Consider the following 20,616-nt stretch of genomic DNA (forward strand, 5'->3'; position numbering starts at 1 on the left):
AGCACTTAAGGTTTGTAAAATATTGCAATCTTAAGTGCTTTTTTCGTTTAAATTAGAAAGTCAAAATATTTATTAGTACTTTACTACAGAAAATTCTATAGTAAATCCTTTATGGGGGATAAGGAACAAATAGTTGTTATGTGATTACATAAAAAGTCGAATTCCGAGTTATTAGGAATTCGACTTTTTGTATATTGAAAATAAATTGACATATTATTTTCGTTAAAATTAAGCAATGCAATGATGCACTTAGATGTTAAACGTACCATAGAAATTTTGAAAATAAATGGAAGGAAAATGATAAAAAACTTGAGCCTGGGGTAGTGGAGGATAAATGTGACTTTGAAAGGTAGTACTACTTGGATGTGCGCCATGATGCCAAAATGATGGAGTAACTTGACCTGGAATTTGATATTGTTGCCAAGTTGCAGGAAGTTCAATTCCTACATCGGAACTAGCTGTATGAACGGCTGGAACGTGTATCCCAGGAGTCGAAGGAACGACGGCTGTTACTCTTGAAGATACCCACATAACATAATCACTCCTAAGTTGTGATAATAAAGTAGTATATTCTTTTCACGCGTATAAAGGTACATATAGATAGGACTTTAGGCTAATGTATACGTATAAAGTTGTAAGACCAATTTATATTGATGGTGGACCATTTATTATAAAAAGTTACGTCTATTTACGGAGGGAAAAGGGACTAAGAAAATGTAAAATGGAGGTGTTAATTGCAAGAACATACGTGTTTATGGAGGAATTTTAATGGAACGATTATGGACGAAATCATTTATTCAAATGACTTTCGCAATGTTATTTTTATTTACAGGATTTTATTTACTAGTTCCAACGCTCCCGCTCTTTATTAAAGAGATTGGTGGCAATGAATCACAAGTTGGACTTATGATGGGAATGTTTACAATAGCAGCAGTTGTAATACGACCGATTATCGGAGGAATGTTAGATCAATATGGGAGAAGATCTTTTATTATTTTCGGACTCGTCTTTTTTGGGATAACGATGTATTCTTATAATTTAGCATCGACTATTGTTCTTTTAGCTGTTTTACGTGTTATTCACGGGGTGACATGGGCTGTTTCTACAACAGCTGTTGGAACAGCGATAACTGATATGATTCCAGATTCACGCCGTGGTGAAGGTATGGGTTGGTACGGGATGGCTATGACAATTGCAATGGCGATCGGCCCAATGATTGGATTATGGGTTGTACAAAATTATTCATTTCACGGTCTATTCTTGTTGGCAACTCTTTTATCCTTTATGGCAGTCCTATTATCGTTCATGACGAAAATGCCATTCACACCACAAAAAGAAAAAGGGAAAATGCAGTTGTTTGAAAAATCGGTTCTATCCATTACAATTGTAGTTTTCTTTTTATCATTTGCATATGGAGGCATTACGACGTTTTTACCGCTATTTGCATCGTCAATTGATGTGAATCCTGGTACATTCTTTCTTGTATATGCAGTTGCCTTAACAATTGTACGACCAATTTCAGGAAAACTATTAGATAAGTATGGAGAAGTATTTATTATACTCCCGGCACTATGTATTACGATTATCGCGATAGTTGTATTAACGATTTCAAATAGTTTAATAGGGGTAGTTATCGCAGCTGCATTATACGGTGTTGGATTCGGTTCAGCACAGCCCGCATTACAAGCGGCGATGCTTACAATTGTTGATCCGAGTAAAAGAGGAGTTGCTAACGCTTCATTCTTTACCGCATTTGATTTAGGGATTGGACTTGGTGCGATTTTACTTGGAGTTGTTTCGCAAATGTTTGGTTACCGTGTTTTATTTGCAGGTAGTGCAATTTCAGGACTAATCGCTTTCATTATTTTTGTCATTTTTGTAAAACAGCGATTAGGTAAAAAAGAATTTGCGTAAACGGGAGTAACAAAGATGAAAATTTCAATTGAACTTAACGATTTACAATGGTTAAAGGATAACATAATAATAGTTCAATTCAGCCGGACTATTCTTTAGGGATAGTTTCTGAGAAATCAGATGGGGAAATCGTGTCAGTTGAGAAAGAAGTCATTCTATTTTGGGAGATGTTTATAATCTTTGGTACTTTAAAAACTATCATTTAGTTAAATGTTACTATGAGGAAACGGAAGAAATTCAATTTAATTATGTGAAATAATAACTTTTTTTAAAATAAATAAGTTTTATATAAGAATTATATTGATGAGATAGTGAAATAAATATCATGTAGAAACGAGTTGTATATGTGTACAACTCGTTTTTTTTATTTTCTTAAAAAAATTGGTTGAATGATATATTCTGTAGGATTTTCTGAGTCATCCTTATATTTTGTTTTAATAAGACGCATAAAGAAGTCAGTCCTTTCTTTATAAAATGTGAAAATTATTTTTGAAAAATTGTATTGTTACATCAGTAAAAGTATAGGAAACTTATCATTATAAAATAAATTGAAATCTTCTAAAAACTCTGATACATTGAAATAGAAATGTAGTTTCACAGTATTGTAAAGGCTTACAGTTATGTGCACGAAGATCTATTAGGATTGGAGGAAATAATGATGAAAGCTGAAGAAAAATTTTCCCCGGGATTAGATGGTATAGTGGCAGCGGAGACGAAAATTTCGTTTCTTGACACAGTGAAAGGTGAAATTGTAATTCAAGGGTATGATTTAATCGAACTCTCAAAAACAAAAGAGTATTTAGATATTGTGCACCTTTTATTGGAAGAACATCTACCGAATGAGGATGAAAAAGCACAAATTGAAAAGAAATTAAAAGAAGAATACGCGGTACCAGAAGGTGTATTCAACGTATTAAAGGCATTACCGAAAGAAACGCACCCGATGGATGGATTGCGTACAGGTGTGTCCGCATTAGCTGGTTATGATAATGATATCGAAAACCGCTCGTTAGAAGTAAACAAAAGCCGCGGGTACAAATTATTGAGCAAAGTACCAAACATTGTAGCGAATAGCTATCATATTTTAAATAATGAAGAGCCAATCCAGCCTCTTCAAGAATTATCATATAGCGCGAATTTCTTCTATATGTTAACAGGTAAAAAACCAACTGAACTTGAGGAGAAGATCTTTGATCGTTCCCTTGTTTTATATAGTGAACATGAAATGCCAAACTCTACATTTACAGCGCGCGTTATTGCATCAACGCAATCGGACTTATATGGTGCTTTAACAGGTGCAGTTGCATCTTTAAAAGGTAGCTTACACGGTGGTGCGAACGAAGCGGTTATGTACATGCTGTTAGAAGCTGGTAATGTTGAGAAGTTTGAAGAGTTGTTACAGAAGAAATTATATAACAAAGAAAAAATTATGGGCTTTGGACATCGTGTGTACATGAAGAAGATGGATCCAAGAGCACTGATGATGAAGGAAGCTTTAAAGCAGTTATGTGATGTAAAAGGTGATTATACACTATATGAAATGTGTGAAGCTGGAGAAAAAATTATGGAGAAGGAAAAAGGAATTTATCCGAACCTTGATTATTATGCAGCTCCAGTATATTGGATGCTTGGTATTCCAATTCAACTTTACACACCAATCTTCTTTAGCTCTAGAACAGTGGGACTATGTGCGCACGTAATTGAGCAACATGCGAACAATCGATTGTTCCGTCCACGTGTAAATTATGTTGGCGAGCGACATGTACTTAGTAAATAAGAACAACTGGGGAGTTGTTAGCGCCGCCCGCTAGATGGGTGTTTGACCGACACCCATCATTAATAATAACGAATTTTCGACAGAAAGGGAAGAATAGTATGATTAAAACAAATGAAATTAAACAAAAAGATGCATTATTAGAAGAAATTGCGGATTATGTATTAAATAAAGAGGTAACTAGCGTAGAAGCATTCAGTACTGCTCGCTACGTATTACTTGATACACTTGGATGCGGAATTTTAGCACTACAATATCCAGAGTGTACGAAATTACTAGGACCAGTTGTACCAGGAACAATCGTGCCAAATGGTACACGTGTACCAGGTACGTCATATGTGCTTGATCCAGTGAAAGGTGCATTTAATATCGGATGTATGATCCGTTGGTTAGACTATAACGATACTTGGCTTGCAGCAGAGTGGGGACATCCATCTGATAACTTAGGCGGAATTTTAGCAGTTGCAGATTATATTAGCCGTGTTCGTATTTCAGAAGGAAAAGAACCATTAAAAGTACGTGAAGTATTAGAAATGATGATTAAAGCACATGAAATTCAAGGTGTACTTGCTTTAGAAAATAGCTTAAACCGCGTCGGTCTTGACCACGTATTATACGTAAAAGTAGCAACAACTGCTGTAGTTGCAAAAATGCTCGGCGGAACACGTGAAGAGATCTTTAATGCATTATCACATGCATGGATTGATAATTCTAGTCTTCGTACATATCGTCATGCACCAAATACAGGCTCACGTAAATCATGGGCAGCAGGTGATGCAACAAGCCGCGGTGTTCATCTTGCAATGACTGCTCTAAAAGGTGAAATGGGATATCCAACAGCATTATCTGCACCAGGCTGGGGATTCCAAGATGTATTATTCAATAAACAAGAATTAAAGTTAGCAAGACCATTAGAGTCTTATGTAATGGAAAATGTATTATTTAAAGTTTCATATCCAGCAGAGTTCCATGCACAAACGGCTGCAGAGTGTGCTGTGAAATTACATCCAGAAATTAAAGAAAGATTAGATGAAATTGATCGTATTACAATTACAACTCATGAATCAGCAATTCGTATTATCGATAAAGAAGGTCCATTAAATAACCCAGCTGATCGTGATCATTGCTTACAATACATTACGGCAATCGGTTTATTAAAAGGAGATATCGTTGCGGATGATTATGAGGATGTAGTAGCAAATGATCCACGTGTAGATGAATTACGTAATAAGATGGTTGTTGTTGAAAACAAACAGTACAGTTTAGATTACCTTGACCCGAACAAGCGCTCAATCGCCAACGCTGTTCAAGTTCATTTCAAGGATGGCACTGTAACAGAAAATGTGGAATGTGAATATCCACTTGGTCACCGTTTCCGTAGAGACGAAGCAATTCCAAAAGTTGTTCAAAAATTCACTGCAAATATGGCAGGTCATTATTCTAGTAAGCAACAAGAACAAATTCATGAAGTTTGTCTAAATGAAGAAAAACTAGAAAATATGAATGTAAACGAATTTGTAGATCTATTCTTAAATTAATAATAGGGGGAATTTAGAATGGCTTGGGTTGTGAATAAACAGTCAACACAAGAGGAGCTTGCGAATCGCTTCCGAGCTTTAGTAGAAGCAAATGGGATTTTGCAAATTCCAGGTGCTCATGATGCAATGGCTGCTCTTGTTGCGAAAAATACAGGTTTTTCAGCTTTATATTTATCGGGAGCTGCTTATACTGCAAGTAAAGGTCTACCAGATTTAGGAATCGTGACGTCTACTGAAGTAGCAGAAAGAGCAAGAGATCTAGTAAGAGCTACAGATTTACCAGTTCTTGTTGATATTGATACAGGATTTGGCGGTGTATTAAACGTAGCGAGAACAGCTGTAGAAATGGTGGAAGCAAAAGTTGCCGCTGTTCAAATTGAAGATCAACAATTACCGAAGAAATGTGGACATTTAAATGGTAAGAAACTCGTTACTACAGAAGAATTAGTTCAAAAGATTAAAGCGATTAAAGAAGTTGCACCAAGTTTATATATTGTGGCACGTACAGATGCTCGCGGTGTAGAAGGCTTAGATGAAGCGATTGAAAGAGCGAACGCCTATGTAAAAGCAGGTGCAGATGCGATATTCCCTGAAGCGCTTCAATCAGAAGAAGAGTTCCGTCTATTTAATAGTAAAGTAAATGCGCCTTTACTTGCGAATATGACTGAGTTCGGGAAAACGCCGTATTATAGTGCAGAGGAATTTGCAAATATGGGCTTCCAAATGGTTATTTATCCTGTAACTTCACTTCGTGTTGCAGCGAAAGCATATGAGAATATGTTTACTTTAATTAAGGAAACAGGTTCTCAAAAAGATGCACTTTCAAGTATGCAAACGAGAAGTGAGTTATATGAAACAATTTCATATCATGACTTTGAAGAATTAGATACTGGAATTGCAAAAACAGTATTATCAGAAGATCAATAGATAAAACAACTAAGGCGATGAGAATACATCTTTGGCAAAACGAACTGCTTGATGTGAAAATTCATCGCCTTCTGTTTTCAAAAATAAGAAATTCCACTCATCGTAGACGAGCATACGTAGTAGCAAGTAAGGCCGAAATGATAGGGGGATTCAGATGGAGAAAACGAAATTACCGTGGGATGAATTTTTTTCAATTAATAAAGATGTGAATCATGCTTTCTTTACGCCAGAAGATTTTTCAGGAGATGAAGATTTAATTGCAAAAACGACAGAACAATTTGTTAAACAAGAAATTGTTCCACAAATGGAGAATATTGAACAACATAATTATAAAGTTTCTCGTCAATTATTTGAGAAAGCTGGAGAACTTGGATTATTAAGTATCGAAGTCCCAGAAGAGTACGGCGGATTTGAGTTAGGAAAGGCAGTTTCAGGGCTTGTAGCAGAAAAAATGGGATATGCTGGTGCATTTAGCGTTTCCTTTAATATACACGCTGGTGTAGGTACGTTGCCTTACATATATTACGGAACGAAAGAACAAAAAGAAAAATATTTGCCGAAAATTGCGTCTGGAGAATGGATTGGGGCTTATGCTTTAACTGAGCCAAATGCTGGTTCTGATGCTTTAAGTGCAAAAACGAGTGCAGTATTAAATGAAGATGGTACTGCTTGGAAATTAAATGGTGAGAAGCAGTGGATTACAAATGCTCATATGGCAGATGTATACGTTGTTTTTGCGAAGACAAATAAAGGAATGACAGCGTTTATTGTCGAAAGAACATGTGAAGGTGTATCCATTGGACTAGAAGAAAAGAAAATGGGGATTAAAGGTTCTTCAACGGCTACCCTAATTTTAGAAGATGTTGTAATCCCTGCTGAAAATGTTTTAGGGGAAGTTGGAAAAGGGCATCACGTAGCTCTTAATATTCTTAACTTCGCTAGACTAAAGCTGGCTTTTGGAAATATTGGAACAGCGAAACAAGCAATTGGTCTGTCGGTACAATATGGAAAAGAGCGAAAGCAGTTCCAAACGGAATTAGTAGATTTTACGATGATTCAAGAGAAAATTGCAAATATGATCATTGCTACATATGGAGCAGAAAGTGCAGCCTACCGTACAGCAGGTGTAATTGATGAAGCAATCCATGAGAGTGATGAGGATCTTATGAAGAAAATGTCTCAATTTGCAATTGAATGTGCACTTAATAAAATAAATGCTTCTGAAACACTTGGTCATATCGTAGATGAAGCTGTACAAATTCATGGTGGTTACGGTTATATGCAAGAGTACGAGGTAGAACGATTATATCGTGATGCTAGAATTAGTCGTATTTTCGAAGGAACGAATGAAATTAATAGATTAACAGTTGCTAAAATGTTAATGAAGCAAATGGAACAAATTGAAGATACTAAAGTAGAGATTGATGTAGCAAACGTTGAAAGAAACCATCGTTACATTTTATTAGCGAAACAATTGTTGAAACAATCTTTGAAAACGCTCTCTAAAACTCCAGGGTTAAAAATTGACCAAGAACAAGAATATTCACGTGTATTATCAAATATGTTAACGGACGTGTACGTCATGGAATCAGCATTTTTACGTACGAGTAAAGCAATTAGTAAAAATGGTGAAGAGAAAGAGCGTACGAAACAAATGATAACTGATGTTATTTGTGAAGAAGGCTATCGTAAAGTAGAAGAAGCAGCGATTTCTATACTTTCAGCGGCTGTCACAGAAGAACAAGATAGACACGTAATTTTAGCTGAAATTCGTCAATTATTAGTGCCTTTATACACGAACGTGTTTACGAAAAAGAGAGAAATTGCGAAAGCTATTATAAATCGCGGAAAGTATATTGTGTAAATAGGAGGAAAGCGATATGAAAAAGATTGGCTTTATCGGTTTAGGTAACATGGGTCTTCCGATGTCTAAAAATTTAGTTAAATCAAGTTACACAGTATACGGTGTGGATTTAAATAAAGAGGCTGAAGCTTCCTTTGAAAATGAAGGAGGAATTATTGGCTTATCAATCTCAAAACTAGCAGAAACATGCGATGTGATTTTTACAAGTTTACCTTCACCTCGCGCTGTTGAAGCGGTTTATTTTGGGGAAGAAGGATTGTTTGAAAATAGCCACTCGAATGTAGTTTTAATTGATACAAGTACTGTATCTCCACAATTAAACAAACAGTTAGAGGAAGCTGCAAAGGAAAAGAAAGTAGACTTTTTAGCAGCACCAGTTAGCGGTGGGGTAATTGGAGCAGAAAACCGTACATTAACGTTTATGGTTGGTGGATCGAAAGAAGTATATGAGAAAACGGAATCTATCATGGGCGTACTAGGCGCGAATGTTTTCCATGTTAGTGAGCAGATTGATAGTGGCACAACAGTTAAATTAATTAATAACCTATTAATTGGTTTTTATACAGCTGGTGTGAGTGAAGCTTTAACATTAGCGAAAAAGAATAATATGGATTTAGATAAAATGTTTGATATTTTAAATGTGAGTTACGGTCAAAGTAGAATTTATGAGCGTAATTATAAAAGTTTCATTGCAACTGAAAACTACGATCCAGGCTTTACTGTGAATTTATTAAAGAAAGATTTAGGATTTGCAGTAGATTTAGCGAAAGAAAGCGAACTTCACTTACCAGTAAGCGAAATGCTATTAAACGTATATGAAGAAGCAAGTGAAGCAGGGTATGGTGAAAACGATATGGCTGCTTTATATAAGAAAGTTAGTGAACAATTAATTTCTAATCAAAAATAATAGACTTATATACATCATAAAAAAGGAGAGAATATAATGATTACAACTGAAATTAAACGAGTAAAAAATCATATTAATGGTGAGTGGGTAGAATCTACTGGTACAGAAGTAGAAGCAGTTCCGAATCCGGCGACTGGAAAAATTATCGCTTACGTTCCGCTATCTCCGAAAGAAGATGTTGAAAAAGCTGTTGAAGCGGCAAAAGTAGCATACGAAACATGGTCTAAAGTACCAGTTCCGAATCGTTCAAGACAATTGTATAAATATTTACAGCTTTTACAAGAAAACAAAGAAGAGCTTGCTAAAATCATTACGCTAGAAAATGGTAAAACTTTAACGGATGCAACTGGTGAGGTGCAGCGCGGGATTGAAGCGGTAGAACTTGCAACATCAGCACCAAATTTAATGATGGGACAAGCTCTTCCGAATATTGCTAGCGGCATTGATGGATCGATTTGGCGCTACCCAATTGGAGTTGTTGCTGGTATTACACCGTTTAACTTCCCAATGATGATTCCATTATGGATGTTCCCACTTGCAATTGCTTGCGGTAATACGTTCGTATTAAAAACATCGGAAAGAACGCCACTTTTAGCAGAGCGACTTGTAGAGTTATTCTATGAAGCTGGTTTTCCAAAAGGGGTATTAAATTTAGTACAAGGCGGAAAAGATGTTGTAAATAGCATTTTAGAAAGTAAAGATATTCAAGCTGTTTCGTTCGTTGGCTCTGAGCCGGTAGCTCGTTACGTGTATGAAACAGGTACGAAACACGGGAAACGTGTACAAGCGTTAGCTGGTGCAAAAAACCATGCGATTGTAATGCCAGATTGCAATCTTGAGAAAACAGTGCAAGGTGTAATTGGATCTGCATTTGCAAGTAGTGGAGAGCGCTGCATGGCATGTTCAGTAGTAGCAGTAGTGGATGAAATTGCTGATGAATTCATTGACGTACTAGTAGCAGAGACGAAGAAGTTAAAAGTAGGTGACGGTTTCCACGAAGATAATTATGTTGGACCATTAATTCGTGAATCTCATAAAGAGCGCGTACTAGGCTATATTAATAGCGGTGTAGCAGATGGAGCAACTTTATTAGTTGATGGCCGCAAAATTAAGGAAGAAGTTGGAGAAGGTTACTTTGTAGGTGCGACAATCTTTGATGGTGTAAATCAAGAAATGAAAATTTGGCAAGATGAGATTTTTGCTCCAGTATTAAGCATTGTAAGAGTTAAAGATTTAGAAGAAGGTATTAAACTGACAAATCAATCTAAATTTGCAAATGGTGCAGTTATTTATACGTCAAATGGTAAACATGCACAAACGTTCCGTGATAATATCGATGCTGGTATGATCGGTGTAAACGTAAACGTTCCAGCGCCAATGGCATTCTTCGCATTTGCAGGAAATAAAGCCTCCTTCTTTGGTGATTTAGGTACAAATGGTACAGATGGCGTTCAATTCTATACACGTAAAAAAGTTGTAACTGAGCGCTGGTTTTAATAGAGAGTAAACAGCCAAAACAGTTATTAAATGAAAACCACCACTATTAATAGTGGTGGTTTTCGTCTTGTTAATTATTTTTTTCAAAAGCTAGTTTAATACCAAAACCAATTAAGACGATTCCTGTTAAGCCTTGAATATAACGTTGCGTCCTCGGTTTTTTCATAAAAGCACTAATTTTATCAATTAAAAATATATAAAAAGCGAACCAAATAACTGTTAAAACGAGGTAAGTAAGACCCATTACAAGAAGTTGGATAAACGTATTATGATTTGGATTTAAAAATTGCGGTAAAAAGGTTAAAAAGAAGACTGCAACTTTAGGGTTTAATAAATTCGTAAGAAACCCTTGGCGAAAGCAAGAAGTGTGTTCATCTTCATTATTTAAAGATATATCGTTCGTATCAAAGCCTTCTTTGTTTCTTACCGCTAAAAGGGCTTTAATGCCAATATAAATTAAATATAGAGCTCCAACGTACTTGAAAATAGAAAATAAAAGCGCTGACTTTACAATAATTGTGGAAAGTCCGATTACTGCTGCTAAAGTATGAATTAAAAGTGCAACACATGTACCGAACACTGTTTTCACCCCACCGACCTTACCGGCAACCAATGTATTTTTCGTCGCCATTGCAGTATCAGGACCGGGTAAAATAATAAGACAAATAGACATAATGATGAAAAGAAAATAATTTTCAATCATAGTTGCGCCTCCTTTTTTTATTTTTAGAATATTTGATTAAAAATAGTGTAGCACACATTTTGATTTAATAAAATTAAATTTTATTAAAAAATATTAAATGAGAAAGAGGCTATATAGTAGTGGAATTCCACTACTATATAGCCTCAATTTTATCCCGTATGACCGGCCGATCGGTGAGGGCTAATAATAAGCGGGGAATGAACCCCCTCTTATTAATGTTTCACCTTATTATGCATTAAGTAAGTTAAAGAATCGATTTACATCTTCTTCTGAAACATCACTTAACTGCTTATATTTATAATTCGGATTTTGATCCTTATCAACGACAACAGAACGTACTCCTTCGAAGAAATCCGCATGTCTCATGAAATTTTTAGCAAGTACAAGGTCGGTAGCAAAACATTCTTCAACGGACTTATCTTGTCCATCAATAAACTGTTTTAATGTTACTTTTAACGAAATAGGAGATTTTGATAATAGCGTTTCTTTCGTTTTTAAAGCAAAGGAACTTTGATCTTTCTCCAATGAATGGATGATCTCTTCAATTGTATCGAATGCAAAATGTGAATTTATTTCTTCTAATGAAGGAGCAAGTTCGCTTTCTAAGCTTGGAGCAGTTGCAAATGTACGAATGACTTCTTTTAAATTAGTATGTACATCATCTTCTTTATGCCAATTTACACTTTCAAGTTCAGTAAGGAAATTTGGTAATGAATCAGATGTTATAAAGTAATCAGCAGCGTTTATAAATAATACGTCAGAAGCTTTTAAAACAGATGCTGTTAAAGCAACATATCGGCCAGCAAATCCTGGAGCTTTATTTAAGAAATAAGCAGCACCGACGTCTGGGAAGAAGCCGATATTCATCTCTGGCATTGCCCATTTCGTACGCTCAGTTACAATTCGATATTTCGCACCATTTGTAAGACCGACACCACCGCCCATTACAATTCCATCTAAACAAGCGATGATTGGTTTTTTATATTGATAAATATATGTATCAATTTCATACTCTTCTTCAAAGAAACGTTCCGCATGCTGTAATGCAGCTTCATTTGAACGTGCTTCATAAAGAGTTTTAATGTCACCGCCTGCACAAAAACCTTTTGTGCCAGCTCCTTTTAATACGATCAGCATAATTCGCTCATCATGTTCCCATTCTTTCAGTTTTTTCCCAATTGGTTGTAACATGTCATAAGATAAAGAATTAAGTGCTTTTGGGCGGTTTAAAGTAATTGATGCAACGCCGTTTTCACTAACAGAAAATAAAACGTGTTCAGTCATAATTCATCCTCCCTTACATATCTTCTTATTCTTAATTCTTGATACGTACTGAAATGTCCTTTATAAATTTTGTCTAAAGTTGACGGTACGTGTTAATTTGTATACCGCATATTTTGACGAGATATATTTGCAGGATTTCTGAGGTTGAAAATGAATATTACAACATTACTGTAATTGTAATTATTTGAAATTATCATGATAAACACGCTATTATATATGTGTAAATTATGCATAATCACTTCAAAAAGAGTATTTGAAGTGATTATGATGAAAGAAAAATTGCTTTTCATTAGAAATAGAGAAAGGAGAAATCGGAATGCCAGGACCTTTACTATTGTCGGTGATTATTTTGTCTTCTTTAATGATAGGGATAACGCAGTATTTTCATCATACAGATACGACAGAGGAAGTGAAGGATAAAGTACGACTTGTATTTCCGATTTTTATCATATCTATTTCTTTTTGCATTTTATTAAATAAGGATGGGTACATTATCGCAGTATTTTCATTTTTTGTAGCGATCGTTTTCATTACAGTTTTATATTATGTAATGAAAGACTTTATACAAAAATAAAGATGTCACATTATACATTTTTATTTTTACAATAAATAAAATTTCACATACCGTATTATATGTAAAAATAAAAAACATATAACAGTAGAAAAGTGTGTGTTTTGCCGTGTATTTACTTGTCAATCTTGCATAGCCAATATACTATTAATAGTGTAGAGATTAGAAAAAGGGGTTGTATCTGTCATGAAATTTGAGATGCACACAAAAATTATTTCAAATGAAAAAGAAGTAAGATTACATATAGAAGAAAACATATTTCAATTAAAATTGGATGGTTATCACTTATTTACAGTTCAAGAAATATTGCCTTTATATAAATCAAATGAAGAAAGAATTGGTAGTGCAATGATACAAAAGTTAGAGTGGGAAAACGGAAAAACTACAATAAACTATCAACTCGTATCACTAAAATCAGTAAATTAAAAGGAGCAGGAAACTATGAAGTTATTTCATACAGCGGATTGGCATTTAGGAAAGCTCGTTCATGGCGTGTATATGACTGAAGATCAAAAGATTGTATTAGATCAGTTTGTACAAGCTGTTGAAGAAGAAAAACCAGATGCCGTAATTATTGCAGGGGATTTATATGACCGAGCAATTCCACCCACGGAAGCAGTAGACTTATTAAATGATGTTTTACAAAAAATAGTGATTGATTTACAAACACCAGTTATTGCGGTTGCAGGAAACCATGATAGTCCAGATCGTATTCATTTTGGAAGTAGTTTAATGAAGAAACAAGGATTATTTATTGTGGGACAATTTCAATTTCCATATGAGCCAATTATATTAAATGATGAATATGGCGAAGTTCACTTCCATCTCGTTCCATATGCGGATCCAAGCATAGTTAGACATGTTTTGAAAAACGAAGATGTACGTTCTCATGATGATGCGATGCGTATTTTTATGAATGAGCTTTCTGGAATGATGGATAAAGAAGCAAGACATGTATTTGTTGGTCATGCATTTGTAACTTCTGCGGGAGAAGCGGAAGAGAATACAAGTGATGCAGAACGACCACTTTCAATTGGTGGTGCTGAATACGTAAATAGTCATTATTTTGATAAGTTTCATTACACAGCGCTTGGACATTTACATCAAGCGCATTTCGTACGTAATGAGACAATTCGATATTCAGGTTCACCACTTGCATATTCTATTTCTGAAGAAAAGCATAAAAAAGGATATTATATTGTGGAACTGGATGAAAAAGGTGAAACAACAATTGAAAAACGTTTACTTACACCACGTCGTAAAATGCGTTCAGTAGAAGCGAAAATAGATGAATTATTACAACATCCAGTAAGTGAAGATTACGTGTTTGTAAAATTATTAGATGAAAACCCTGTCCTGCAGCCAATGGAAAAAATACGTTCTGTATATCCAAATGCAATGCATGTTGAAAGATCTATGCAAAGACGAGAGTTCACAGATGAAAATGAAGTAACTGTTTCAAGACATAAAACGGATGATTTATCTCTTTTAAAAGCATTTTATAAAGAAATGAAAGGCTTAGATTTATCAGAAGAGAAAGAACGTCTATTTTTAGATGTTTTGCAAACAGTGCAAGAACGGGAAGGTGAACGAGGATGAGACCAATTCAGCTAATTATGACAGCATTTGGGCCATATAAACAGAAAGAAGTAATCGATTTTAACGATCTTGGAGATCATCGTATTTTCGCCATTTCTGGGAATACAGGAGCTGGAAAGACAACGATTTTTGATGCGATTTGTTATGTGTTATATGGTGAGGCAAGCGGAGAAGAACGTAGTGATACGAGCATGCTTCGCAGTCAATTTGCTGATGATAATATGTATACAAGTGTAGAACTAACCTTTCAGTTAAAAGGGAAACGTTATGAAATAAAACGACAACTTGGACATAAAAAACAAGGGAACAAGACAATTACTGGACATGCAGTAGAACTATATGAAGTGATTGATGAAGAGAAGGTTCCAGCTGTTGATCGTTTCCATGTAACGGATGTAAATAAAAAAGTGGAAGATTTAATCGGTTTAAGTAAACATCAATTTAGCCAAATTGTTATGTTACCACAAGGGGAATTTCGAAAACTATTAACATCTGAGACAGAAAACAAAGAAGAAATTTTACGTCGTATTTTTAAAACGGATCGTTATAAGTTAATGCGTGAGTTACTTGATCAAAAACGAAAACAATGGAAAGACGTTTTACAAGAAAAGCAGAAAGAGCGAGAGTTATACTTCCGTAATGTTTTTAAATTACCAATCCGCGATGGAGCACTATTAGAGACATTAGTGGAACAAGAACATGTAAATACGCATCAAGTAGTAGAAGCGTTAGAACAAGAAACAGATGTGTATAAGGCAGAAGTTGAGCAATTACAAGTAGAACAAGAAGTTCAAACGAAGCAATTAAAGGATGCTGAAACACGTTTTCATGCAGCGAAATCCATAAATGAGAAATTTATAGATTTACAACAAAAGAATGAGAAATATAATACTTTGCAAGAAAATCGTACCGTTATTGAAATGAAAGAAAAATCTTTTAGACGTGCGGAACAAGCGAAGCGCTTATTACCATTTGAACAATGGTATGAAGAAGCAATGCAAAATGAGCAGAAGGCTGAAAGTTTATTAAAACAAATAATCGCTAAAAAAGAAAATGTAACGAAAAGCTTTGAACTTGCTCAGGAGAAATATGAAGTAGTAAAGAATAAAGAACCTGAGAGAGAAAATGCAAAAAAACTTGTTCAAAGATTAGAAGAGTTACAACCGATTATTGCATCATTAGCTGAGAAACAGTTGAATTTACAAAATGCAGAAATTCAAATAGGGAAATTAAAAGAAAGTATGCAAAACTTAGATCGACAATTAGATGAGCATACAAATCAAAAACAGCTAATGTCTAGTGAATTACAGCAATTAGAAAGAGCGCTTGAGCAATATGTAGATAAAGTAGAAGAACTAACGAATATGCGAGAAGATGCAAAAGTTTTAAAGCAAGCATTTGATGTTTGGCAAGAAAAGCAAAAATTCGAGAAAGAAAAAGAAGCGGCATATAATAAGATGCAATTGGCAGTTAACGCATATGAAAATATGGAACGACGCTGGTTAAGTGAACAAGCTGGTATATTAGCGCTTCATCTACATGATGGTGAATCTTGTCCAGTATGTGGTAGTACGAACCATCCGAAAAAAGCTACAGAGCAAAGTGATGCAATCGATGAAAAAGAGTTAAATGATTTAAGAGAAAAGAAAAATGTTGCTGAAAAATTACATATTCAATTAGAAGAGAAATGGAATTTCTATCACCTTCAATATGAGCAAGTAATAGAAGAGGTTAAGAAGCGAGGCTATCGCTCGGAAGAATTAGCTGAAACATATAGTGCGCTTGTTCAAAAGGGAAAACAATTAGTAACTGAAGTGAATACGTTAAAAGCAAGCGAAGAAACGCGTAAGCAAATTGCTGTGAATATAAAAAGCGTAGAAGAAAAAGTAGATGCACTTCAGAAGCAAAAGCGTGAGGTAGAAACAGAGCAGCACCGTATAGAAATGGAGTGTATGCAGCTTCGTACGTCATATGAACATGATAAGAAAAATATTCCTGAAAACTTACAAACAGTCCAAGCTTGGAAAGTACAGTTTGACCAAGCTGAGCATGAACTCAGATTAATGGAAGACGAATGGAAGAAAGTGCAGGAAGCGTATCAACATTGGCAAAATGAAAATATACGTATTCAAGCAGAACAGGAAAGTGCTTCTAATCAATTTGAAAGTGCAAAATTGAAGAAAGAAGAGACTTTCACGCGCTTTATGAAAGAGCTTGAGCAGAGCGGATTTACAGATCAATTCACGTATAAAGAGGCTAAATTAAGTGATATTGAGATGGAGATGTTACAAAAAGAAATTCAAAGTTATTATTCATCTCTTGAAGTGCTTGCAAAACAAATTGAAGAGTTACATGCTGAATTAAAAGATAAAGAGTACATGGATATTACGGCGTTAGGTGAACACATAACAGAATTACAAATTAATCTCGATATAATAAAAGAAAAACGCCAACGTGCGCAAACTGCGGTAACATATATTTCTGATTTACATGAAAATATTAGACGTATTGATGAACAAATTCATGAGGAAGAAAAAGCTTTCCAAGAACTTGTTGATTTATATGAAGTAATGAAAGGTGATAACGAAAGCCGTATATCATTTGAACGTTACATCTTAATTGAGTATTTAGAACAAATTGTTCAAATTGCAAACGAACGATTACGTAAATTATCAAATGGACAATTTTATTTAAAACGAAGTGAACGAGTTGAGAAGAGAAATCGTCAAAGTGGATTAGGCTTAGATGTATACGACGCATATACAGGTCAAACACGCGATGTAAAAACATTATCTGGCGGCGAGAAATTTAATGCATCACTTTGCTTAGCGCTTGGAATGGCAGACGTCATTCAAGCATATGAAGGCGGTATTTCCATCGAAACGATGTTTATTGACGAAGGTTTTGGTTCATTAGATGAGGAGTCATTAACAAAAGCAGTTGACGCCTTAATTGACTTACAAAAATCAGGCCGATTTATCGGTGTTATTTCACACGTTCAAGAGCTGAAAAACGCAATGCCGGCTGTGTTAGAAGTAACGAAGCAGAAGGATGGGTGTAGTCAGACTAGGTTTGTGGTGAAGTAAGTTCAATTGTAATTCATACTTAAAGCATTGTTTGCGAGTTTTTAGTATAAAAATTATGATAAAACAAATGCCGCCTCTTTATAGAGGTGGCATTTGTTTGTTATTCAGAATTAGACAATGCACCTACGAGTTATCTGGAGAAGGAGGTGTATTTTCCAAACGATTATAAGCTTTAAAAGCCGAAATTGCCGATATAACACCACCTACTAAAAATAAAGCTGATCCACTGACTAATATGATACGACTGACATATGTTTCACGAGCTTCTTCAACTTCTTCTTGTAACATTGTTGGCATTTGAAATCCCCCTAAACAACATTTATTTTGTAGATAGTATATACAAACGCCTAAAATATGTTAAAATCACTGGATAGTGTTATGAGGAAGTATATAGTTAGATGTGAATTGTTTGAAAAATCTTCATTATAAATATATGCTAACTTCACATAGAGCACATATTAACATTGTATTATGTATATGTACCAAATAAATAAAGTGAATTGTATTTCGTTCTGTTTTTAAAAATTTAAAATTCTATTATTTTTATATAAAGGTTTCACATCGGAGTTTTAAATATTTTGGAAATAGATCTAAATAAGAGGAATTCATATAAAAGGGGAATGTCTTATGACAACATATACGAGTGAAATGAGAAAAAGTTTAGTTTCAGAAGAAGATGTAGATATTTTGAAAATTATGGCGCACCCAATCCGATTACAAATTGTAAATGAATTAAGTACGAGAAAAACTTGTAACGTAACACAATTAACAGAATTACTAAATATTCCACAATCGACTGTTTCGCAACATTTATCAAAAATGAAAGGTAAAGTGTTACGAGCTGAGAGAAGAGGTTTAGAAATTTATTATCACATTAATAATCTAAAAGCGAGTAAGATTGTAAGTGTTTTAGGATATATAAACTAATGAAGTATTTTCATATAAAATAGCCGCTGCTGGTGAGCAGGGGCTATTTTTTGTTGTTTTATGTATTCGTATTTAAAATTTTATAGTTTTTATGATTTACAATTGTTCGATCAAATTCAAAAGTACCACCGCTTACATCTGTAATTTCAACTAAGACCGATTCAGTATAAAGTTTTAATACAGATCCTGTAATCTTTAAATTATTTCGTTGAAAAAGTATAGTATCCCCTACGTTTGCTTTCATAGTACCTCCTTATTAAAGACAGAATTATTTTTTTATTATATATATTAAACCACGTATAGATATATTAGTGAATATTTAGTTTCATTTATCAATAAAATATTTTTTATTTAATAAAAAATAAAGTGTATCGTAGTATAAAAATATTTTTTTTGGTTGTATAGGAAAATCAAAATTTTGTAATCTAGCCATGATAAAACTTGAGACATAATTTTTATAAAGAGAGATGATAAAACAGCTGTAAGTCGTATGGATGCAAAACATTATAATAGCTACTTACGTATTTAATAATTCGTTTTTTGTATTTCGACCTTCGTTTTCTGTAACTGATTCCATATTTTTGACGCTCTATCTTGTAAGTGCTTACATAAACAGGAACATCTTATACAATGAAGGTGTTAAATCAAATGAGGTGGTCAATATGAACTTAAAAAAAGAAAACTTAGCGAAAAGCATTGAAATAGAAAGAGGAGGCGGAATGATATGAAAAAATCAAATGTTAATCCATGGCTTGTTGTCCTTGGCACAGTCATCGTACAAATGGGACTTGGGACGATATATACATGGAGTTTATTCAATCAGCCTTTAGTTAGTAAATATGGTTGGAGTTTAAACGCTGTTGCTATAACTTTCTCAATTACTAGTCTTTCCTTAGCGTTTTCAACTTTATTTGCGAGTAAATTGCAAGAAAAATGGGGACTTCGTAAACTTATTATGATAGCTGGACTAGCATTAGGACTAGGATTAATACTTAGTTCACAAGCTTCCTCATTAATATTGCTTTATGTACTAGCAGGGGTTGTTGTAGGTTATGCAGATGGTACAGCATATATCACTTCATTATCCAATTTAATAAAGTGGTTTCCAAAGCGTAAAGGTCTAATTGCTGGTATTTCTGTCTCTGCATATGGTTCAGGTAGCTTAATCTTTAAATACGTTAACGCACAGTTAATTGAATCAGTTGGTGTATCACAAGCGTTTATATACTGGGGTTTAATTGTTACAGCTATGATTGTCCTTGGCGCTTGTTTAATCCATCAAGCTGCTGATCAAGGTGCAGTTCATGAAACAAAAACTCAGGAATATACAACGAAAGAAATGTTAGGCACAAAACAAGTATACTTATTATTTATTATGTTATTTACATCATGTATGAGTGGCTTATACTTAATTGGTATGGTAAAAGATATTGGTGTTCAACTTGTAGGACTTAGCGCAGCGACAGCAGCTAATGCGGTGGCTATGGTTGCAATCTTCAATACATTAGGTCGTATTATTTTAGGACCGTTATCAGATAAAATCGGCCGTTTAAAAATCGTTACTGGTACATTTGTTGTTATGGCAGCTTCAGTCTTGGCTTTAAGTTTCGTAGATTTAAATTATGGTATCTACTTCGTATGTGTAGCAAGCGTAGCGTTTTGCTTTGGTGGAAATATCACTATTTTCCCAGCTATCGTTGGTGATTTCTACGGTATGAAAAACCATAGTAAGAACTACGGAATTGTGTATCAAGGATTTGGATTTGGAGCACTTGCAGGTTCCTTTATCGGTGCACTTCTAGGTGGATTTAAACCAACTTTCATGGTGATCGGTGTATTATGTGTCGTATCATTTGTTATCGCAATTTTAATTCAAGCACCTAAGCATAAAAAAGAACAAGAAGAAGAGTATCGCAGCGTAGCATAAGTATATAAATCTTCTATAACACTATAAATACGAAAAAGCATCCTATTAAATAGGGTGTTTTTTTTATGAATGATTGTAACGAGGTTATATAGTCTTTG

At 34.6% G+C, this 20,616-nt stretch carries 18 protein-coding genes and 1 pseudogene; 14 read left to right on the top strand and 5 right to left on the bottom strand.

The window, feature by feature from the left end; genetic code table 11:
• Window positions 1-249: 249 nt before the first annotated feature.
• A complete protein-coding gene (locus J0835_RS11335) occupies window positions 250-531 on the bottom strand; it encodes a hypothetical protein (RefSeq protein WP_087980350.1) in 282 nt (93 codons plus the stop codon).
• A gap of 237 nt (window positions 532-768) precedes the next feature.
• Here J0835_RS11335 and J0835_RS11340 point away from each other — a divergent pair, with 237 nt between their 5' ends.
• The 8 genes and pseudogenes from J0835_RS11340 (at window position 769) to J0835_RS11375 (ending at window position 10,421) form a co-directional block, all read left to right on the top strand.
• On the top strand, window positions 769-1,914 hold the full coding sequence (locus J0835_RS11340) for an MFS transporter (protein ID WP_087980351.1): 1,146 nt from the start codon (window positions 769-771) through the stop codon (window positions 1,912-1,914).
• Window positions 1,915-1,982: 68 nt separating this feature from the next.
• A pseudogene (locus tag J0835_RS11345) lies at window positions 1,983-2,173 on the top strand (hypothetical protein); the annotation flags it as partial.
• A 396-nt stretch (window positions 2,174-2,569) separates the two neighbouring features.
• Entirely contained in the window at window positions 2,570-3,691 is a 1,122-nt protein-coding gene (gene mmgD / locus J0835_RS11350; protein ID WP_140386743.1) for a citrate synthase, read from the top strand.
• Between the two features lie 98 nt (window positions 3,692-3,789).
• Window positions 3,790-5,226 (top strand): 2-methylcitrate dehydratase, encoded by a 1,437-nt coding sequence (prpD, locus tag J0835_RS11355; protein WP_087980353.1) that lies wholly within the window; start codon window positions 3,790-3,792, stop codon window positions 5,224-5,226.
• Between the two features lie 18 nt (window positions 5,227-5,244).
• Window positions 5,245-6,153 (top strand): methylisocitrate lyase, encoded by a 909-nt coding sequence (gene prpB, locus J0835_RS11360; RefSeq protein WP_087980354.1) that lies wholly within the window; start codon window positions 5,245-5,247, stop codon window positions 6,151-6,153.
• Between the two features lie 154 nt (window positions 6,154-6,307).
• Entirely contained in the window at window positions 6,308-8,017 is a 1,710-nt protein-coding gene (locus J0835_RS11365; RefSeq protein WP_087980355.1) for an acyl-CoA dehydrogenase family protein, read from the top strand.
• A gap of 16 nt (window positions 8,018-8,033) precedes the next feature.
• The gene (locus tag J0835_RS11370; protein ID WP_000719430.1) at window positions 8,034-8,924 is read left to right on the top strand and encodes an NAD(P)-dependent oxidoreductase; all 891 of its coding nucleotides are present in this window, start codon (window positions 8,034-8,036) and stop codon (window positions 8,922-8,924) included.
• 36 nt (window positions 8,925-8,960) lie between these two features.
• Entirely contained in the window at window positions 8,961-10,421 is a 1,461-nt protein-coding gene (locus J0835_RS11375; protein WP_087980356.1) for a CoA-acylating methylmalonate-semialdehyde dehydrogenase, read from the top strand.
• Between the two features lie 70 nt (window positions 10,422-10,491).
• Here the strand turns inward: J0835_RS11375 and J0835_RS11380 are convergent, their stop codons facing one another.
• Together J0835_RS11380 and J0835_RS11385 are read right to left on the bottom strand one after the other, a co-directional pair.
• On the bottom strand, window positions 10,492-11,124 hold the full coding sequence (locus J0835_RS11380) for a LysE family translocator (RefSeq protein WP_087980357.1): 633 nt from the start codon (window positions 11,122-11,124) through the stop codon (window positions 10,492-10,494).
• Between the two features lie 228 nt (window positions 11,125-11,352).
• Window positions 11,353-12,408 (bottom strand): enoyl-CoA hydratase/isomerase family protein, encoded by a 1,056-nt coding sequence (locus J0835_RS11385; RefSeq protein ID WP_087980358.1) that lies wholly within the window; start codon window positions 12,406-12,408, stop codon window positions 11,353-11,355.
• Between the two features lie 316 nt (window positions 12,409-12,724).
• Between J0835_RS11385 and J0835_RS11390 the strand changes: the two genes are divergently transcribed.
• The 4 genes from J0835_RS11390 (at window position 12,725) to J0835_RS11405 (ending at window position 17,664) form a co-directional block, all read left to right on the top strand.
• On the top strand, window positions 12,725-12,982 hold the full coding sequence (locus J0835_RS11390; protein WP_046955733.1) for a hypothetical protein: 258 nt from the start codon (window positions 12,725-12,727) through the stop codon (window positions 12,980-12,982).
• Window positions 12,983-13,165: 183 nt separating this feature from the next.
• Window positions 13,166-13,405, top strand: coding sequence for a DUF2584 family protein (locus J0835_RS11395; RefSeq protein WP_000667347.1), 240 nt, complete (start codon window positions 13,166-13,168; stop codon window positions 13,403-13,405).
• Between the two features lie 15 nt (window positions 13,406-13,420).
• Complete coding sequence (locus J0835_RS11400; protein ID WP_087980359.1) at window positions 13,421-14,578, top strand: exonuclease SbcCD subunit D; 1,158 nt, start codon at window positions 13,421-13,423, stop codon at window positions 14,576-14,578.
• Window positions 14,575-17,664, top strand: coding sequence for an AAA family ATPase (locus tag J0835_RS11405; RefSeq protein WP_087980360.1), 3,090 nt, complete (start codon window positions 14,575-14,577; stop codon window positions 17,662-17,664). The genes J0835_RS11400 and J0835_RS11405 overlap by 4 nt, the downstream gene beginning before the upstream one ends.
• Window positions 17,665-17,787: 123 nt before the next feature.
• On the opposite strand, the gene J0835_RS11410 is transcribed toward J0835_RS11405, so the two are convergent.
• Window positions 17,788-17,961, bottom strand: a complete 174-nt coding sequence (locus J0835_RS11410) for a hypothetical protein (protein ID WP_001142749.1) — start codon at window positions 17,959-17,961, stop codon at window positions 17,788-17,790.
• A gap of 330 nt (window positions 17,962-18,291) precedes the next feature.
• Here J0835_RS11410 and J0835_RS11415 point away from each other — a divergent pair, with 330 nt between their 5' ends.
• Window positions 18,292-18,591, top strand: a complete 300-nt coding sequence (locus J0835_RS11415; protein ID WP_000214798.1) for an ArsR/SmtB family transcription factor — start codon at window positions 18,292-18,294, stop codon at window positions 18,589-18,591.
• A gap of 58 nt (window positions 18,592-18,649) precedes the next feature.
• Here the strand turns inward: J0835_RS11415 and J0835_RS11420 are convergent, their stop codons facing one another.
• Window positions 18,650-18,835, bottom strand: coding sequence for a YkvS family protein (locus tag J0835_RS11420; RefSeq protein ID WP_000646788.1), 186 nt, complete (start codon window positions 18,833-18,835; stop codon window positions 18,650-18,652).
• A gap of 480 nt (window positions 18,836-19,315) precedes the next feature.
• Between J0835_RS11420 and J0835_RS11425 the strand changes: the two genes are divergently transcribed.
• Entirely contained in the window at window positions 19,316-20,518 is a 1,203-nt protein-coding gene (locus tag J0835_RS11425; protein WP_087980361.1) for an L-lactate MFS transporter, read from the top strand.
• Window positions 20,519-20,616 lie beyond the last annotated feature (98 nt).

It is taken from the genome of Bacillus cereus group sp. Sample62, assembly GCF_036851315.1.
Lineage (GTDB): Bacteria > Bacillota > Bacilli > Bacillales > Bacillaceae_G > Bacillus_A > Bacillus_A wiedmannii.

Coding starts and splice junctions, on each gene's coding strand:
- J0835_RS11335 (WP_087980350.1), bottom strand. CDS start 531: ATGTGGGTATCTTCAAGAGTAACAGCCGTCGTTCCTTCGACTCCTGGG.
- J0835_RS11340 (WP_087980351.1), top strand. CDS start 769: ATGGAACGATTATGGACGAAATCATTTATTCAAATGACTTTCGCAATG.
- mmgD (WP_140386743.1), top strand. CDS start 2,570: ATGATGAAAGCTGAAGAAAAATTTTCCCCGGGATTAGATGGTATAGTG.
- prpD (WP_087980353.1), top strand. CDS start 3,790: ATGATTAAAACAAATGAAATTAAACAAAAAGATGCATTATTAGAAGAA.
- prpB (WP_087980354.1), top strand. CDS start 5,245: ATGGCTTGGGTTGTGAATAAACAGTCAACACAAGAGGAGCTTGCGAAT.
- J0835_RS11365 (WP_087980355.1), top strand. CDS start 6,308: ATGGAGAAAACGAAATTACCGTGGGATGAATTTTTTTCAATTAATAAA.
- J0835_RS11370 (WP_000719430.1), top strand. CDS start 8,034: ATGAAAAAGATTGGCTTTATCGGTTTAGGTAACATGGGTCTTCCGATG.
- J0835_RS11375 (WP_087980356.1), top strand. CDS start 8,961: ATGATTACAACTGAAATTAAACGAGTAAAAAATCATATTAATGGTGAG.
- J0835_RS11380 (WP_087980357.1), bottom strand. CDS start 11,124: ATGATTGAAAATTATTTTCTTTTCATCATTATGTCTATTTGTCTTATT.
- J0835_RS11385 (WP_087980358.1), bottom strand. CDS start 12,408: ATGACTGAACACGTTTTATTTTCTGTTAGTGAAAACGGCGTTGCATCA.
- J0835_RS11390 (WP_046955733.1), top strand. CDS start 12,725: ATGCCAGGACCTTTACTATTGTCGGTGATTATTTTGTCTTCTTTAATG.
- J0835_RS11395 (WP_000667347.1), top strand. CDS start 13,166: ATGAAATTTGAGATGCACACAAAAATTATTTCAAATGAAAAAGAAGTA.
- J0835_RS11400 (WP_087980359.1), top strand. CDS start 13,421: ATGAAGTTATTTCATACAGCGGATTGGCATTTAGGAAAGCTCGTTCAT.
- J0835_RS11405 (WP_087980360.1), top strand. CDS start 14,575: ATGAGACCAATTCAGCTAATTATGACAGCATTTGGGCCATATAAACAG.
- J0835_RS11410 (WP_001142749.1), bottom strand. CDS start 17,961: ATGCCAACAATGTTACAAGAAGAAGTTGAAGAAGCTCGTGAAACATAT.
- J0835_RS11415 (WP_000214798.1), top strand. CDS start 18,292: ATGACAACATATACGAGTGAAATGAGAAAAAGTTTAGTTTCAGAAGAA.
- J0835_RS11420 (WP_000646788.1), bottom strand. CDS start 18,835: ATGAAAGCAAACGTAGGGGATACTATACTTTTTCAACGAAATAATTTA.
- J0835_RS11425 (WP_087980361.1), top strand. CDS start 19,316: ATGAAAAAATCAAATGTTAATCCATGGCTTGTTGTCCTTGGCACAGTC.